Consider the following 15,123-nt stretch of genomic DNA (forward strand, 5'->3'; position numbering starts at 1 on the left):
TTTCGGGGTCGTGTCTTCAGGGGTCTGACTGGGGTCCGGGGGAGACGGAGGTCCGGCAGGACCGAACCTCCGTCTGACCCGTCAGACCTCTTCGACGCTGCTCGGCTCGCGCCGGGACAGGTCGATACCGAGCTCCTCCGCAGCGCGGAAGACGTCCTCGTCGGTGTCACGCATCTCGATGGACATACCGTCACTGGACAGCACCTCCACGTTGAGGCACAGGGACTGCATCTCCTTGATGAGCACCTTGAAGGACTCGGGGATGCCGGGCTCCGGGATGTTCTCGCCCTTGACGATGGCCTCGTAGACCTTCACGCGGCCGGTGACGTCGTCGGACTTGATGGTCAGCAGCTCCTGGAGGGCGTACGCGGCGCCGTAAGCCTCCAGCGCCCACACCTCCATCTCACCGAAGCGCTGGCCACCGAACTGAGCCTTACCACCCAGCGGCTGCTGGGTGATCATGGAGTACGGACCGGTGGACCGGGCGTGCAGCTTGTCGTCCACCAGGTGGTGCAGCTTGAGGATGTACATGTAGCCGACCGAGATCGGGTCCGGGAACGGCTCGCCGGAGCGGCCGTCGAAGAGCCGGGCCTTACCGGAGGGCAGCACCAGCCGGTCGCCGTCGCGGTTGGGGATCGTGGACTCGAAGAGACCGGCGATCTCGTCCTCGCGCGCGCCGTCGAAGACCGGGGTGGCGACGTTGGTGCCGGCCGCGACGTCGTCGGCGCCGATGGCCTGCAGCCGCTGCATCCACTCCTCGCTGCCCTCGACCTTCCAGCCCCGCGAGGCCAGCCAGCCGAGGTGGATCTCCAGCACCTGTCCCGGGTTCATTCGGGACGGGACGCCGAGCGGGTTGAGGATGATGTCGACCGGGGTGCCGTCCTCCAGGAACGGCATGTCCTCGACCGGCAGGATCTTGGAGATGACGCCCTTGTTGCCGTGCCGGCCGGCGAGCTTGTCACCGTCGGTGATCTTGCGCTTCTGCGCGACGTAGACGCGGACCAGCTGGTTCACGCCCGGGGGCAGCTCGTCGCCCTCCTCGCGGTCGAACACGCGCACGCCGATGACCTTGCCGATCTCGCCGTGCGGCACCTTCAGCGAGGTGTCACGGACCTCACGGGCCTTCTCACCGAAGATCGCGCGGAGCAGGCGCTCCTCGGGGGTCAGCTCGGTCTCGCCCTTGGGCGTGACCTTGCCGACGAGGATGTCGCCGGCGACGACCTCGGCACCGATGCGGATGATGCCGCGCTCGTCGAGGTCGGCGAGGACCTCCTCGGAGACGTTCGGGATGTCCCGGGTGATCTCCTCGGGGCCCAGCTTGGTGTCGCGGGCGTCGACCTCGTGCTCCTCGATGTGGATCGAGGAGAGGACGTCGTCCTGCACCAGGCGCTGGCTGAGGATGATCGCGTCCTCGTAGTTGTGGCCCTCCCACGGCATGAACGCCACCAGGAGGTTCTTGCCGAGCGCCATCTCACCCTTGTCGGTGGACGGACCGTCGGCGAGCACCTGGCCCTCCACGACCCGGGCGCCCTCGTCCACGACGACCTTCTGGTTGAAGGAGGTGCCCTGGTTGGAGCGGTTGAACTTGGCCACCCGGTAGGTGGTGTACGTGCCGTCGTCGTTGGCCACCGTCACGTAGTCGGCGGAGACCTCCTGGACGACACCGTCCTTCTCGGCCTTGATGACGTCGCCGGCGTCGACCGCGCAGCGGTACTCCATACCGGTACCGACCAGCGGCGACTCCGCCTTGATCAGCGGAACGGCCTGGCGCATCATGTTCGATCCCATGAGCGCGCGGTTGGCGTCGTCGTGCTCGAGGAACGGGATCATGGCGGTCGCGACCGACACCATCTGGCGCGGCGAGACGTCCATGTAGTCGACCTCGTCGCCGGCGACGTAGTCGATCTCACCGCCACGGCGGCGGACCAGGACGCGGGCCTCGGCGTAGGTGTTGTCGTCGGCCAGCGGCGCGTTCGCCTGGGCGATGACGAAGCGGTCCTCCTCGTCGGCGGTGAGGAAGTCCACCTGGTCGGTGACGACGCCGCCGACGACCTTGCGGTACGGGGTCTCCACGAAGCCGAACGCGTTCACCCGGCCGTAGGAGGCGAGCGAGCCGATCAGACCGATGTTCGGGCCTTCCGGCGTCTCGATCGGGCACATCCGGCCGTAGTGCGAGGGGTGCACGTCACGGACCTCGAAGCCGGCCCGCTCACGGGAGAGACCACCCGGGCCCAGCGCCGACAGACGGCGCTTGTGGGTCAGACCCGACAGCGGGTTGGTCTGGTCCATGAACTGCGACAGCTGGCTGGTGCCGAAGAACTCCTTGATGGAGGCGACGACCGGCCGGATGTTGATCAGGGTCTGCGGCGTGATCGCCTCGACGTCCTGGGTGGTCATCCGCTCCCGGACGACGCGCTCCATACGGGCCAGGCCGGTGCGGACCTGGTTCTGGATGAGCTCGCCGACGTTACGCAGACGACGGTTGCCGAAGTGGTCGATGTCGTCGGTCTCGACGACGATCGAGGTGCCGTTCTCGCCGATCGTCTCGGTCTCGCCCGCGTGCAGCTTGACCAGGTACTTGATCGTCGCGATGACGTCGTCGACGGTCAGCACGCCGGCGTCGAGCGGCGCGTCCGCACCCAGCTTCTTGTTGACCTTGTAGCGGCCGACCTTGGCCAGGTCGTAGCGCTTGGGGTTGAAGTACAGGTTCTCCAGCAGCGTCTGCGCGGCCTCGCGGGTCGGCGGCTCGCCCGGACGCAGCTTGCGGTAGATGTCGAGCAGCGCGTCGTCCTGGCCCTGGGTGTGGTCCTTCTCCAGGGTGGCGCGCATCGACTCGTACTCGCCGAACTCCTCCAGGATCTGCTCGGTGGTCCAGCCGAGCGCCTTGAGCAGGACGGTGACGGACTGCTTGCGCTTGCGGTCGATACGCACACCGACCATGTCGCGCTTGTCGACCTCCATCTCCAGCCAGGCACCCCGGGACGGGATGATCTTGGCGGTGAAGATGTCCTTGTCGGAGGTCTTGTCGATCTGGCTGTCGAAGTAGACACCCGGCGAGCGGACCAGCTGCGAGACGACGACACGCTCGGTGCCGTTGATGCAGAAGGTGCCCTTGTTGGTCATGAGCGGGAAGTCGCCCATGAAGACCGTCTGGGACTTGATCTCACCGGTCTCGTTGTTGGTGAACTCCGCGGTGACGAAGAGCGGCGCGGCGTACGTGAAGTCGCGCTCCTTGCACTCGTCGATGGAGTTCTTCGGCGGCTCGAAACGGTGATCGCGGAAGGTCAGCGACATCGACCCGGAGAAGTCCTCGATCGGAGAGATCTCCTCGAAGATCTCTTCCAGACCGGACTTGGTGGGCACGTCCTGACCACTGTCCAGCGCAGCCTCGACGCGAGCCTTCCAGGCGGCATTGCCGAGCAGCCAATCGAAGCTCTCGGTCTGCAGTGCAAGGAGGTTCGGAACCTCGAGGGGTTCCTTGATCTTCGCAAAGGAGATGCGCAGCGGGGCGGTGCTGGCGCCGTTGTTCGTATTGGCAGTCGAGGCGTTGCGCGAGGCGGCCAAGAGGGGGTCCTTCCGAGGGCTCGGACTCACTACGCGCGTACCGGTCCCGCCGTGACCACAAGGGACGGAAACCCCAGGTCAGGGTCTCTCGCTCAGCTGTGTTCGACGGTGGGCATGCCCCTGGTGACGGGCAGGGAGCAGCTAACAGGCAGCGCAAAGGGTCAGTGTAGCCACTCGGCTCACTGATGTCCAGGGCAGGGTCTTCCAAGACCGGTGCGCTGCTCCCACCTCTTCCTCCGGAAGGTGCATCCCGATACTGCCCACTTCACCCTCGATCCATGCCTCGAACCACGGATCGCTGTGTCGTCGCGTCCTGAGAATTGCGCGCTGCGTGCCGTTCGTCAAGGCCCCCCACGGAAGGGAGATCGTCACACCAGGTGGCAACCGGCAACGAAGATCACCCTACCTGGCGACGCCGCGAAGGCAACGCAGCCGTCCCGTGAACGCCGAAGGGCGATCACCCGTACGGGTGATCGCCCTTCGGACGCGAAGAGTCAGAGACTCAACGAGGTCACTTGACCTCGACCGCGGCGCCGGCGCCCTCCAGGGCCTCCTTCGCCTTGTCGGCCTGCTCCTTGTTGACCTTCTCCAGAACCGGCTTCGGGGTACCGTCGACCAGGTCCTTGGCCTCCTTCAGGCCGAGCGAGGTCAGCTCACGGACGACCTTGATGACCTGGATCTTCTTGTCACCGGCGCCGGTGAGGATGACGTCGAACTCGTCCTTCTCCTCGACGGCCTCGGCGGCCGGGGCGCCCGGGACACCGGCGGCGACGGCGACGGGCGCGGCGGCGGTGACGTCGAACTTCTCCTCGAACGCCTTCACGAACTCGGCGAGCTGCAGGAGGGTCATGCCCTCGAACTCGGCGAGCAGTTCGTCCTGGGTGAGAGCCATGGCGGCTGTCCTTCCACTAATTCGGCTGGTGCCGGATGTACATTTCGGCGGGCTAGCGGCCCGCTGTGACCTGTGCCGCTATGCGGCGGCGGTCATGACGCGAGCCGAATTACTCGGCACCGCCCTGCTCGGCCTGCTTGGCGCGAAGCGCTTCCGCGGTGCGGACGAACTTCGACGGGAGCGCCTGGAAGAGCGCGGCAGCCTGGGACTGCTTGCCCTTCATGGCGCCCGCCAGCTTGGCGAGCAGAACCTCGCGGGACTCGAGGTCCGCGAGCTTCTTGATCTCGTCGGCGGACAGCGCCTTGCCATCAAGGACACCGCCCTTGATGACGAGATTCGGGTTGTCCTTGGCGAAGTTACGGAGACCCTTCGCCGACTCCACCGGGTCACCGGTGACGAAGGCAACCGCCGTCGGACCGTTGAACAGGTCGTCGAGCGAGTCGATCCCGGCCTCGTTGGCCGCGATCTTGGTCAGCGTGTTCTTCACCACGGCGTACTGGGCGTTCTCACCGAGCGAACGGCGCAGCTCCTTGAGCTGTGCCACGGTGAGACCGCGGTACTCGGTCAGCACGGCGGCGTTCGAGCTGCGGAACTTGTCCGTCAGCTCGGAAACCGCGGCGGACTTGTCGGGCCTCGCCATGAGCCTCGGCCTCCTTCCGGGTGATTGCGGACCGCCTAGCGTCGGATAAGGACCTGGGCAAAACGAAACGCCCCGGCGCAGGCGCTCGGGGCGTTACTCGACCACGGCTGACCCGGAGGGCCGGTCGCGGGAGTGGCGTCCACAGTCACCTGCGCAGGTCGTCCGCAGCTAGCGGATCCTTCGGCCGCCGTGCTCCGTGAGGAGACACAGCAACGACCAGCGGTCTTTGGCTTCCGTGGAAGAGTACGCGAACGGCCCCCGGCCCGGCAAATCGACCTCCGGGACGGCCGGGCTACTGCTGCATGTCCTCGAAGTTCACGGTGTCCGAGGCGGCCGGCTCCTCGACCGAGACGTCCGTCCCGTAGTCGGTGTAGTAGACCGTCGAGTCGAACTTCCCGGCGTTGTTCTCGCCGTACTCGCGCTTCTTCACCAGCAGGTTGTTCTCATCGATCCACAGGTCGATGGTCTCGGTCTCGGTGCCGCTCTGCTCCAGCTGCTTCTGCAGGTTCGCCAGGTCCTCCTCGGTGAGGTCCTTGGACTGCAGCTTCGCCAGGTCCGCCACGTTGACCGTGCCGCTGTAGCGGGTGGCCTTGACGCCCTTGACCGTCTCCTCGCCCACCGCCTTGACCTCGCCGGTGGCCAGCACCAGCTGCACCGAGCGGGCGGGGTTGTTGTTCTGCATGGTGTCCTTGAGGAAGGCACCCGCGGCCCCGGCCTTCTCAGCGAGGACGTCGTAGTCGTACTTGACCCAGTGCGCGCCGCCGGCACCCGGCGAGGCCGCGAACTCGTCGCCGAGGTTCATGTACATGGCGTCGGGGGTGTACAGGGCGGGCATCGCCTTGCCGTCCATCGGCGAGCCCTGCACCGCGCCACCCGACTGGGTCACGTCCATCCGGGCGCGGATGCCGTCGGCCCAGTCCATCTCGCCGGACATGCTGGTGCGCGCGGTCCCGATGACCGTGCTGCCCTCGATCTTCGCCGAGTCCTGCTGGTCGGTGCGCTGCGAGGCCAGCTGCAGGGCCGCGATGGCGCCCTTCGGGGCGACCTCGGAGGAGTTCGAGTCCTTGCCCTTGCCGACGGGCTTGTCGCTGTCGTCCTTCTCACTCCCGCAGGCGGTGAGACCCACCGCCATGACGATGCCGCCGGCCAGCGCCGCGGCGCGGAAACCCAGACGGGCAGTACGCATGCTGTCCCCCTCGTAACCCTGTGTTGACGTTCGCGACGAGAGTAGCCGAGGGCTCCGACAGGGCCAACGCGGCCAAGGGCGGGGCCCGGCGGCCCGGGAAGGGCCGCCGGGCCCGTGTCCGATCTTCCCGGCGGGGTGGAGTGCGCCGGTCAGCTCAGTTCTCGGCGTCCTCGGCGAGCTGTGCCATGTCCATGGTTTCGGCGGCCGGCGGCACGGCGACCGTGACAGGCTTGTTGACATCCAGGAACGTGATCGTCACGTCGAGCGGGCCCTGGTCCCCCTCGCCCCGCATCCGGAACCGCTTGGTGTGTCCCTGCTCCGGGTCTATCCACATGTCCATGGTCAGCTTGTCGACGCCCATGGCCTCGAACTCGGCGAGCTTCTTCTCGCGCTTCTCACGGATCTTCGGGGACTCGTCCGCGAGGCTCTCGCGGAGCTGCGCGATGGTGATCGTGCCGCTGTACCGGGTGGTCCGCACCCCGTCGACGGTCTCGTCCCCGACCCGCTTGACGTCCTCGGACTCGGCGAGCAGGTCCGTCTCCCCCGCCGGGTTCTTCTCCGGCCGGTCGGTGACCAGGTTGCCGCCCATGCCCGGGGCGTCGGCGCCCATCAGGGACTTGTCGAACTTGATCCAGCGCTTGCTGTCCGCCTCGGCGGCGGCTTCCTTCCCCCCGTCGAGGTAGAACGCGTCGCCGACCACCCGGATCTCCACCGCGGCGTCGGCGCCCTCGTCCAGCGCCCTCATCTTCATGCTCATGGCGAAGGGCTTCAGGCTCATCGCGGCGTCGACCTCGACCCGGCCGTCCGCCGGCGTCCGGCCGGTCATCCGGTAGCGGAACGAGGTGAGCTTGCCGCTCTTCTTCGTCGCCTCCCGCACCGCCGCGACCGGAGACATCGCCGGCTGCTCGGCCGGCTGCTCCGCCGCCCGTCGCTGCCGGTCTCCGCCGGAGTCCGAGGAGCCGCAGCCGGCGAGCGCCCCGCCGCACAGCAGTGCGGCGGCGAGGACGGCCCCGGCGCCCGTTCTGCCGCGTCCGGTACGTACGAAGAAGGCCATGATCCCCACCCTTGGAAAGATTCCGCACATGCTGCTGGTTTCGGGACAGTACCTCATGCGCGGAACCGTTCCTCCTGGCTGCCCCGGCCCCCCTGCTCGGCCCGCACCGGCCCCCGCCCGGCCCGGCCCCCGGTACCGGCCCCGGACACGGGACAGGCCCCGCTCCCGGCTCGGTGGCTCGGGTGCGGGGCCTGTCTCCGGTCAGCGCCGGCGACCGCGACTGCCGTCAGATTCAGACGGCGGCCGGGTCCTCCTCGGTGAGGAGGTTGCGGGTGCGGTTCGGGTCGACCGGGACGCCGGGGCCCATCGTGGTGGTGATGGTGGCCTTCTTGACGTACCGGCCCTTGGCGGCGGACGGCTTCAGACGGAGGATCTCCTCCAGCGCCGCGCCGTAGTTCTCCACCAGCTTGGTGTCGTCGAACGAGACCTTGCCGATGATGAAGTGCAGGTTCGAGTGCTTGTCGACGCGGAACTCGATCTTGCCACCCTTGATCTCGGTGACAGCCTTGGCGACATCCGGGGTGACCGTGCCGGTCTTCGGGTTCGGCATCAGACCACGCGGACCGAGCACCCGGCCGAGGCGGCCGACCTTGCCCATGAGGTCCGGGGTGGCGACGACGGCGTCGAAGTCCAGACGGCCCTTCGCGACCTCGTCGATCAGTTCGTCGGAGCCGACGATGTCGGCGCCGGCGGCCTCCGCGGCCGCAGCACGGTCACCGGTCGCGAAGACCAGGACCCGGGCGGTCTTACCGGTGCCGTGCGGAAGGTTCACGGTGCCACGGACCATCTGGTCGGCCTTGCGCGGGTCGACACCCAGGCGGAAGGCGACCTCGACGGTGCCGTCGAACTTGGACGAGGAGGTCTCCTTGGCGAGACGGACGGCCTCGAGCGGGGCGTACAGACGCTCCCGGTCGATCTTGGCGTCCGCAGCGCGGAGGGACTTGCTGCGCTTCACTGCTGCTCCTGATTGCGGTAGCGCCTCGCGGCTGTCGCCGCGTGGCGGGTGGGGAGTCGTGGTCCGGGCCAGCGCCTGGCCCTGCCACTGATGTCGATCATGCGGCTCGCGTACGCGAGCTGCGAGCGTCAGCCCACTGCCATGCACTCGGGCTTCCTGCTCACTCGCTCCGCGGACGGCCTCGTACCTCGGCCGGCCACTACGCGAGCTGCGGGCGTCAGCCCACTGCCATGCACTCGGGCTTCCTGCTCACTCGCTCCGCGGACGGCCTCGTTCCTCGGCCGGCCACTACGCGAGCTGCGGGCGTCAGCCCTCGACCGTGATGCCCATGGAACGGGCGGTGCCGGCGATGATCTTCTCGGCGGCGTCCAGGTCGTTGGCGTTCAGGTCGGGCATCTTGGTGGTGGCGATGTCACGGACCTGGTCGCGGGTGATCTTGGCGACCTTGGTCTTGTGCGGCTCGCCGGAGCCCTTCTCCACACCCGCGGCCTTGAGGATCAGCTTGGCGGCCGGCGGAGTCTTGGTGACGAAGGTGAAGGAGCGGTCCTCGTAGACCGTGATCTCCACCGGCACGACCATGCCACGCTGCGACTCGGTCGCGGCGTTGTAGGCCTTGCAGAACTCCATGATGTTGACGCCGTGCTGACCCAGCGCGGGGCCGACCGGCGGGGCCGGGTTCGCGGCGCCGGCCTGGATCTGGAGCTTGATGAGCCCCGTGACCTTCTTCTTCTTGGGAGGCATTGCTCTCTCCGGGTCCTAGTGAGAGGTTTTTTGCCTGCGAGCAGGCATACCGCACCACGATAACGGGTATCGCGGCGAGCCCTGAAACCGAGCAGGTCAGGAAGTCCCTCGCGGCCGGTGTGCGAACCGGTGCGAGCGCTGCCTGACCTGGACGGACGTGCGTATCGCCGAAAGACTCAGTTCTTCTGGATCTGGTCGAAGCTGAGCTCCACCGGGGTCTCCCGGCCGAAGATCTCGACCAGGCCCTTGACCTTCTTGGAGTCGGCGTTGATCTCGTTGATGGTCGCCTGGAGGGTGGCGAACGGACCGTCGGTGACGGTGACCGAGTCGCCCACCTCGAAGTCCAGCACCTGGACCTCGACCTTGCGGCTGGGCGCCGGACGACCCTCGGCCTCGGCGGCCTCCTTGGCGGCCTTCTCCTCCGCCTCCGGGGCGAGCATCTTGACGATCTCGTCCAGCGTCAGCGGGTAGGGGTCGTAGGCGTTGCCGACGAAGCCGGTGACACCCGGGGTGTTGCGGACGACGCCCCAGGACTCGTTCGTCAGGTCCATGCGCACCAGCACGTAGCCGGGGAGCTTGTTCTGCCGGACGGTGCGGCGGTCGCCGTTCTTGATCTGGACGACCTCTTCCTGCGGCACCTCGGCCTGGAAGATGTAGTCCTCGACGTTGAGCGAGACGGCCCGCTGCTCCAGGTTCGTCTTCACGCGGTTCTCGTAGCCCGCGTAGGTGTGGATGACGTACCACTCGCCGGGCAGGGTCCGGAGCTCCTCGCGGAGGGCCTCGACGGGGTCGACGGCGGCCTCGGCCTCTTCCGGGGCCTCGGCGGTCTCCTCGTCCTCGGTCTCCCCGGTCTCGTCGTCCTCGACGGACTCCTCGTCGGACTCCGCGTCCTCGTCGGACTCCTCGTCCTCGACGTCGAGGGCGGCCTCCTCGGCCGGAACACCGGCTTCCGCGTCGGCAGCCTCGGCCTGGTCAGGGTCCACGGAGTCCGCCGCCTCGACGATGTCGAGCTCGTCCTCGACGGACTCGACCGCATCCCCGCGCGGCTCGATGGCGTCGTTCAGGTTCGGGTCAGACACGGTGGCTGCTTCTTCCTGGCTTCAAGGGGTGGAACGTGCGAAGGGGCAGCTCGCAGGAGCCGCCCTCGCGCGGGATCAGCCGAAGACGTACTTGACGGCGTTGCTGAACCCATAGTCGATCAACGTCACAAGACCGATCATGATGACCACGAAGATGATCACCACGGTGGTGTAGGTCGTCAGCTGGTTGCGCGTGGGCCAGACGACCTTGCGGAGCTCCGCGACGACCTGTCGGTAGAAAAGCGCGAGACGGCCGAACGGCCCCTTCTTCCCGCGCTTGCCACCACGGCGGCCCTTCTTGGCCGCGACCTCGTCCTCTGGACGACCGCTTTCAGGCGTCGCGGTGGAGCCGATGGCTTCCGTCACTCATCCTCACCTGAATCCGGGTCGTGGCCGTGCCGCGTCCGGCCCGGCCGCACAGCGGTGCTTTCAGTACGCGCGCACGCACCCTGATGATGATGCGTGTAGCAGGGCCGGAGGGACTTGAACCCCCAACCGCCGGTTTTGGAGACCGGTGCTCTACCAATTGAGCTACGACCCTTTGCGGCTGAACCCAACTTACCGCATCCGCCCTGCGGCACGGAGTGCGCGGAGCGATGCGTTGCCGGGAGGCCAACGACGCATGAGCATACGTGCTCGAGCGCCCGCAGTCGAACGTAAGGCGTTTCCCGGCCGATGAACGGCGTGTGCCGGGCCCGGCGGGGTTCTGCGACGATGCAGGTATGACCGCTGCTACTCCTTCTGCGTCCTCCCCCGCCGACCGCCGGGTATCAGCCCGTGTCGGGTCGATCTCCGAATCCGCGACGCTCGCCGTCGACGCCAAGGCGAAGGCCCTGAAGGCCGCCGGCCGACCGGTGATCGGCTTCGGCGCCGGCGAGCCGGACTTCCCCACCCCCGACTACATCGTCGAGGCGGCCGTGGAGGCCTGCCGTGACCCGAGGTACCACCGCTACACCCCGGCCGGCGGGCTCCCCGAGCTCAAGGCCGCCATCGCCGCCAAGACGCTCCGCGACTCCGGCTACGAGGTCGAGGCGGCCCAGGTCCTGGTGACCAACGGCGGCAAGCAGGCGATCTACGAAGCCTTCGCCGCGATCCTCGACCCGGGCGACGAGGTCATCGTCCCCGCCCCGTACTGGACGACCTACCCGGAGTCGATCCGCCTGGCCGGCGGCGTGCCGGTGGAGGTCGTGGCCGACGAGACCACCGGGTACCGGGTCTCGGTCGAGCAGCTGGAGGCGGCCCGCACCGAGCGCACCAAGGTGCTGCTCTTCGTGTCGCCCTCCAACCCGACCGGCGCGGTCTACTCCCGCGAGCAGGTCGAGGCGGTGGGCCGCTGGGCCGCCGAGCACGGCCTGTGGGTGCTCACCGACGAGATCTACGAGCACCTGGTCTACGGCGACGCCGAGTTCCACTCGCTGCCCGTGGTCGTCCCCGAGCTGCGGGACAAGTGCATCGTGGTCAACGGCGTCGCCAAGACCTACGCCATGACCGGCTGGCGGGTGGGCTGGGTCATCGGCCCCAAGGACGTGGTCAAGGCCGCGACGAACCTGCAGTCGCACGCCACCTCCAACGTCTCCAACGTCGCCCAGATCGCCGCGCTGAAGGCGGTCTCCGGGGACCTGGACGCGGTGGCCGAGATGCGCCGCGCGTTCGACCGCCGGCGCCAGACCATCGTGCGCATGCTCAACGAGATCGACGGCGTGCTCTGCCCCGAGCCGGAGGGCGCGTTCTACGCCTACCCGTCGGTCAAGGGCGTGCTCGGCAAGGAGATCCGCGGCAAGCGCCCGCAGGACTCGGTCGAGCTCGCCGCGCTGATCCTGGACGAGGTCGAGGTCGCGGTGGTCCCCGGCGAGGCGTTCGGCACCCCCGGCTACCTGCGGCTGTCCTACGCGCTGGGCGACGAGGACCTGATCGAGGGCGTCTCCCGGATCCAGAAGCTGCTCGCCGAAGCGCGTGACTGACCCGGTTCACCACCACCCCCGGCCGTGACGCGATTCACACCCGGACGGTCGTGGTGACACTGTCCTGAAGCCGATGCGGGGCCCCGGTGGGCCCCGCATCGGCGTTCGGGGACCCACCCGTGCGGGCCCATACCGGCCCGTCGGGCGCATTCCCTTCCCCCGGCGGAGGGGGATACGGCAGGATCTTGGGATGTTGCAGTCCTTCGGGGACCGTCCCCCACCAGCCCGGAAACCCACCTCCGCACCGCCGCCGGGACCCGGCGGGCGGCGCGATCTGCGTCAGCTGCCCAAGGCCCACCTCCACCTGCACTTCACCGGCTCCATGCGGCCCGGCACCCTGCTGGAGCTGGCCGACAAGTACGGCGTGCACCTGCCGGAGGCACTCAGCGGCGGCGAACCCCCCGAGCTGCGGGCCACCGACGAACGGGGCTGGTTCCGCTTCCAGCGGCTGTACGACATCGCCCGGTCCTGCCTGCGGGAGCCCGAGGACATCCAGCGGCTGGTGCGCGAGGCCGCCGAGGAGGACGTGCGGGACGGCTCCGGATGGCTGGAGATCCAGGTCGACCCGACCTCGTACGCGCCCCGGCTGGGCGGGCTGATCCCGGCGCTGGAGATCATCCTGGACGCGGTGGACCGCGCCTCCCGGGACACCGGGCTCGGCATACGGGTCCTGGTCGCCGCCAACCGGATGAAGCACCCGCTGGACGCCCGGACCCTGGCCCGGCTCGCGGTGCGCTTCCGGGACCGCGGCGTGGTCGGCTTCGGGCTCTCCAACGACGAGCGGCGCGGCCTGGCCCGCGACTTCGACCGGGCCTTCGCCATCGCCCGGGACGGCGGCCTGCTGGCCGCGCCGCACGGCGGCGAGCTGTCCGGCCCCAGCAGCGTCCGGGACTGCCTGGACGACCTGGGAGCGGCCCGGGTCGGCCACGGGGTCCGCGCGGCCGAGGACCCGCGGGTGCTGCGCCGGCTCGCCGAGCGCGGGATCACCTGCGAGGTGTGCCCGTCCTCCAACGTGGCGCTGGGCGTCTACGAGCGGCCCGCGGACGTGCCGCTGCGCACCCTGTTCGAGGCCGGGGTGCCGATGGCGCTGGGCGCCGACGACCCGCTGCTGTTCGGCTCGCGGCTGGCCGCCCAGTACGAGCTGGCGCGCGACCACCACGGCTTCACCGACGAGGAGCTGGCCGAACTGGCCCGGCAGTCGGTGCGCGGGTCGGCCGCCCCCGCTTCGGTGCGCCAGGAGCTGCTGGCGGCCGTCGACGGCTGGCTGGACGCGGCCCCGGCCCCCGGCGCGGCCCCGGAGCCGGCGCTGCAGCGCTGACCGCCGCGGCGCCGGCCGCCGGGGTGCGCCGGACGCCACCGGGTCAGAGCGAGGTGCCCACCATCACCGGCTCGTTGACCAGCGAGATCCCGAAGGCGGCCTCGACCCCGACGACGACCTCCCGGGCCAGCGCCAGCAGGTCCTCGGTGGTGGCCCGGCCGCGGTTGGTGAGGGCCAGCGTGTGCTTGGTGGAGATCCTGGCCGGGCCGTCGCCGTACCCCTTGGTGAAGCCGGCCTTGTCGATCAGCCAGGCGGCCGAGGTCTTGGTCAGCCCGTCCCCCGCCGGGTAGGCGGGCGGGGTGGCGTCCGGGCCGAGCCGCTCGGCGACCCGCGCCAGGAAGGCGGCGTGCTCCTCCGCGGTGAGGACGGGGTTGGTGAAGAACGAACCCGCGGACCAGGTGTCGTGGTCCTCCGGGTCGAGCACCATGCCCTTGCCCGACCGCAGCGCGAGCACGGTCTCCCGGACCACCGCGGCGGGCACCCGGTCGCCCGCCTCGACGCCCAGCGCGCGGGCCGTCTCGGGGTACTTGACCGGCGCGGAGAGCCCGCCCGCGTCCTCCAGCCCGAACCGGACCCGGAGCACCACATGGCGGCCCGGGTCGGCCTTGAAGCGGCTGTGCCGGTAGGCGAACCCGCACTCGGCGCCGGACAGCGTGACCACCTCGCCGGCCCGGCGGTCGTACGCCACGACCTCGGTGATGGTGGCCGAGACCTCCTGGCCGTACGCCCCCACGTTCTGGATCGGGGTGGCACCGGCGGAGCCCGGGATGCCGGCCAGGCACTCGATACCGGCCAGCCCGGCCTCGACGGTGCGGGCGACCGCCTCGGACCAGTTCTCGCCCGCGGCGAGCTCCAGCCGGGTGCCGTCCAGCCGGAAGCCCCGGGTGGCGATGCGCAGGGCCGTGCCCTCGAAGCCCTTGTCCGAGATGACCAGGTTGCTGCCGCCGCCGATGATCAGGAGCGGGGTGGCGGACGCGTCGGCCGCCCGGACCGCGGCGACCACCTCGTCGTCGGTGGTGGCCGTGATCAGGCGGGTGGCGGGGCCGCCGAGCCGGAACGTGGTCAGCGGGGCGAGGGGAGCGTTCTGGAGTTCCTGCACGGGCTCAAGAGTACGGGCCGCCGAACGGCGTCCCGGCCGCCGGGCGGGCCGGGGCGGGGCGGCCTCCGGACCCGCCGGCGGCGCCGGAGCGGGGGCGGGGTCCGGGCCCGCCGGGCGGCGCCGGGGCGGGCGGACGGCCGCGCGCCGCGGCGCCGAGGGCCGGGTGCGGCCCCCGGCGCCGCACCCCCCGGGGCGTCAGGCGAGGGCGACCACGGCCCGGGACATGCCCAGGACCTTCCGGCCCTCGTTCATCACGGTGAGGTCCACCCGGACGGTGCGGGCCTCGTCGTCCAGCTTGGCGGCGACCTTGCCGCTGACCTCGATGACCGCGCCCTTGTCGTCGTTGGGCACCACGACGGGCTTGGTGAAGCGCACCCCGTAGTCCACGACCGAGCCGGGGTCACCGGTCCAGTCGGTCACCACCCGGATCGCCGAGGCCATGGTGAACATGCCGTGCGCGATGACGTCGGGCAGGCCGACGTCCTTGGCGAACTTCTCGTTCCAGTGGATCGGGTTGAAGTCCCCCGAGGCGCCCGCGTACGCGACCAGCGTGGCGCGGTCCACGGTGAACGACTGCGCCGGCAGTTCGGCGCCGACCTCCACGTCGTCGTACGAGACCTTCGCTGTCATCCGT

General features: G+C 69.5%; 12 protein-coding genes, 1 tRNA gene and 1 pseudogene. 2 read left to right on the forward strand and 12 right to left on the reverse strand.

All coding sequences use genetic code 11. The annotated features are described in order from the left end of the window. Positions 1 to 81: 81 nt before the first annotated feature. The 10 genes from rpoB to ACH4B3_RS05270 form a co-directional block, all read right to left on the reverse strand. A complete protein-coding gene (gene rpoB / locus ACH4B3_RS05225) occupies positions 82 to 3,564 on the reverse strand; it encodes a DNA-directed RNA polymerase subunit beta (RefSeq protein ID WP_398461327.1) in 3,483 nt (1,160 codons plus the stop codon). A 511-nt stretch (positions 3,565 to 4,075) separates the two neighbouring features. Next, positions 4,076 to 4,456, reverse strand: a complete 381-nt coding sequence (gene rplL, locus ACH4B3_RS05230; RefSeq protein WP_398461328.1) for a 50S ribosomal protein L7/L12 — start codon at positions 4,454 to 4,456, stop codon at positions 4,076 to 4,078. Between the two features lie 109 nt (positions 4,457 to 4,565). Further along, complete coding sequence (gene rplJ / locus ACH4B3_RS05235) at positions 4,566 to 5,096, reverse strand: 50S ribosomal protein L10 (protein WP_398461329.1); 531 nt, start codon at positions 5,094 to 5,096, stop codon at positions 4,566 to 4,568. 292 nt (positions 5,097 to 5,388) lie between these two features. Then, on the reverse strand, positions 5,389 to 6,282 hold the full coding sequence (locus ACH4B3_RS05240; RefSeq protein WP_398461330.1) for a hypothetical protein: 894 nt from the start codon (positions 6,280 to 6,282) through the stop codon (positions 5,389 to 5,391). Positions 6,283 to 6,436: 154 nt separating this feature from the next. Further along, entirely contained in the window at positions 6,437 to 7,336 is a 900-nt protein-coding gene (locus ACH4B3_RS05245) for an LppX_LprAFG lipoprotein (protein ID WP_398461331.1), read from the reverse strand. A 232-nt stretch (positions 7,337 to 7,568) separates the two neighbouring features. Next, entirely contained in the window at positions 7,569 to 8,291 is a 723-nt protein-coding gene (gene rplA, locus ACH4B3_RS05250) for a 50S ribosomal protein L1 (protein ID WP_398461332.1), read from the reverse strand. A gap of 306 nt (positions 8,292 to 8,597) precedes the next feature. Continuing rightward, complete coding sequence (rplK, locus tag ACH4B3_RS05255; RefSeq protein ID WP_030412999.1) at positions 8,598 to 9,032, reverse strand: 50S ribosomal protein L11; 435 nt, start codon at positions 9,030 to 9,032, stop codon at positions 8,598 to 8,600. 176 nt (positions 9,033 to 9,208) lie between these two features. Continuing rightward, entirely contained in the window at positions 9,209 to 10,111 is a 903-nt protein-coding gene (nusG, locus tag ACH4B3_RS05260; RefSeq protein WP_398461333.1) for a transcription termination/antitermination protein NusG, read from the reverse strand. 75 nt (positions 10,112 to 10,186) lie between these two features. Then, positions 10,187 to 10,477: a preprotein translocase subunit SecE gene (gene secE, locus ACH4B3_RS05265; protein WP_398461334.1), complete on the reverse strand. Its 291-nt coding sequence runs from the start codon at positions 10,475 to 10,477 to the stop codon at positions 10,187 to 10,189. 102 nt (positions 10,478 to 10,579) lie between these two features. Further along, a tRNA-Trp gene (locus tag ACH4B3_RS05270) sits at positions 10,580 to 10,652 on the reverse strand. Positions 10,653 to 10,833: 181 nt separating this feature from the next. Here ACH4B3_RS05270 and ACH4B3_RS05275 point away from each other — a divergent pair. Both ACH4B3_RS05275 and ACH4B3_RS05280 read left to right on the forward strand, forming a co-directional pair. After that, entirely contained in the window at positions 10,834 to 12,072 is a 1,239-nt protein-coding gene (locus ACH4B3_RS05275; RefSeq protein ID WP_398461335.1) for a pyridoxal phosphate-dependent aminotransferase, read from the forward strand. A gap of 190 nt (positions 12,073 to 12,262) precedes the next feature. Then, positions 12,263 to 13,390 carry an adenosine deaminase gene (locus tag ACH4B3_RS05280; protein ID WP_398461336.1) on the forward strand — a complete coding sequence of 376 codons (1,128 nt, stop codon included), beginning with the start codon at positions 12,263 to 12,265 and terminating at the stop codon, positions 13,388 to 13,390. 43 nt (positions 13,391 to 13,433) lie between these two features. Here ACH4B3_RS05280 and ACH4B3_RS05285 read toward each other — a convergent pair. Both ACH4B3_RS05285 and ACH4B3_RS05290 read right to left on the reverse strand, forming a co-directional pair. After that, positions 13,434 to 14,504: pseudogene (locus ACH4B3_RS05285) on the reverse strand (UDP-N-acetylmuramate dehydrogenase); the annotation flags it as partial. A 180-nt stretch (positions 14,505 to 14,684) separates the two neighbouring features. After that, positions 14,685 to 15,119 (reverse strand): MaoC family dehydratase, encoded by a 435-nt coding sequence (locus ACH4B3_RS05290; RefSeq protein ID WP_398461337.1) that lies wholly within the window; start codon positions 15,117 to 15,119, stop codon positions 14,685 to 14,687. Between the last annotated feature and the right edge of the window lie 4 nt (positions 15,120 to 15,123).

Source organism: Streptomyces sp. NPDC018031 (assembly GCF_044327625.1).
Taxonomy (GTDB): domain Bacteria; phylum Actinomycetota; class Actinomycetes; order Streptomycetales; family Streptomycetaceae; genus Streptomyces.